The following is a 1,582-nucleotide window of genomic DNA, read 5'->3' as shown; positions in this document are numbered from 1 at the left end:
GGCGCGCGTACGCGCTGAGGTCCGGCGGGCCCCACGGGCCCCCCGCGACGGCGACGGCGTCGCGGTCGTCGGGCGTCACGCCGAGGCACACGAGGGTGTACCACAGCGAAGCCTCGCTGCCCGTCACGGTGTGCGCGCCGCGCAGGTAGAGGTCGTCGAGGCAGGCGCGTCCGAGGACGCGCCGCACGTCACGGACGCGGACCTCGCCGCGCCCGAGGGAGCTCCGCACGAGCACGCGGTCGGACGCGCCCGGCACCCAGCGCAGGGTGATGGTCGTGATCGTCATGGTCTGGCCTCTCTGAAACGGACGGGAGGGCCTCGCCGGGGGCGGGCGGTCCCGACGTGAGACGACTTCAGGGTCGCGGCTGCGGGCAGGAGCGGGAACCTAGGAACACCGGTCCACGGTCGACCTCCACGGGCAGGTCTCGCCTTTCGTGTCCCCGCCGGGCAGAGCTTCTCTGCCGTCCTGACGACGTGGGACTCCCTCGCGGGCGGCTACTCCCCGGCCACACCTTCTGACGTCATGGTACGCGCCCCACCTCAGAGCGACCTGAAGGTCCGCTTAAGTTCGGGTAGAGGCCCACGAAAGACCCGGCGCCTCGGGGGCGCCGGGCGGGACGTGCACGCGGATCAGCCGCGCGGACGCGCGATGCCGTACGGGATCACGTGCGGGGTCCCCGTGTCCGGGTCGGAAAGCAGGTGCGCCTCCAGCCCGAACACGTCGCGCAGGAGCTCTTTCGTGACGACGTCGCGCGGGTCGCCCTGCGCGTACACCCGCCCGCCCTGCACCGCCACGATCTCCCCGCTGTAGCGCGCCGCCTGGTTCAGGTCGTGCAGGACCATCACGATGGTCTTGCCCTCCTGCTCGTTGAGGCGCCGCACGAGGTGCAGCACCTCCAGCTGGTGACTCAGGTCGAGGTAGGTGGTGGGCTCGTCGAGCAGCAGCACGTCCGTGCCCTGCGCGAGACTCATGGCGATCCACGCGCGCTGCCGCTGCCCGCCCGACAGGCTCTCCAGGGGGCGCGAGGCGAACACGCGCATGCCCGTCTGGTCGAGCGCCCACTCCACGAGGCGGCGGTCCTCCGCGCTGCGGGACGCGAACATGCCCTGGTGCGGGTGCCGCCCGAACCACGCGAGCTCCTCCACGGTGAGGCCCTCGGGCGCGCTGGGGCCCTGCGGGAGGATCGCGAGCTTCTGCGCGACCGCGCGCGTCGGGAGGCGGTGCAGGTCCTGACCGTCGAGCAGCACCGCGCCACGGTCCGGGACGAGCAGCCGCGACAGGGAGCGCAGCAGCGTGCTCTTGCCGCTGCCGTTCGCGCCGACGATCGTCGTGACGACCCCGCCGCGCAGGGACAGGTCGAGGCCCTCGAACACGCGCCGCGCCCCGTACCGCAGGCTCAGGGCGCTCGTGCGCAGCTTCGTCTCGGCGGGCTCCGGCGTCGTCATCGTCTCCGAGGATACCGCTCCGGGAGAGGCGGCCCTCATGACGTCCGTCCCGCGCGCCGCAGCAGCCACAGGAAGTACGGGGCGCCCACCAGCGTGGTGAGCAGGCCCGCCGGGATCTCGGTGGGCGGCAGCACGC

The 1,582-nt window shown here is 73.2% G+C and carries 3 protein-coding genes; all 3 read right to left on the bottom strand.

All coding sequences use genetic code 11. From position 1 onward, the window contains the following. On the bottom strand, positions 1 to 286 hold a 286-nt coding region (locus DEIPI_RS0117515; protein WP_027482612.1), incomplete at its 3' end, for a hypothetical protein. Between the two features lie 344 nt (positions 287 to 630). Beyond that, on the bottom strand, positions 631 to 1,446 hold the full coding sequence (locus DEIPI_RS0117510; protein WP_027482611.1) for an ABC transporter ATP-binding protein: 816 nt from the start codon (positions 1,444 to 1,446) through the stop codon (positions 631 to 633). Between the two features lie 35 nt (positions 1,447 to 1,481). Next, positions 1,482 to 1,582: iron chelate uptake ABC transporter family permease subunit (locus tag DEIPI_RS41560; protein WP_157463766.1), on the bottom strand; the 101-nt coding region annotated here is incomplete at its 5' end.

This window comes from Deinococcus pimensis DSM 21231, assembly GCF_000519345.1.
Taxonomy (GTDB): domain Bacteria; phylum Deinococcota; class Deinococci; order Deinococcales; family Deinococcaceae; genus Deinococcus_A; species Deinococcus_A pimensis.
This window is presented reverse-complemented; position numbering and strand designations above follow the sequence as displayed.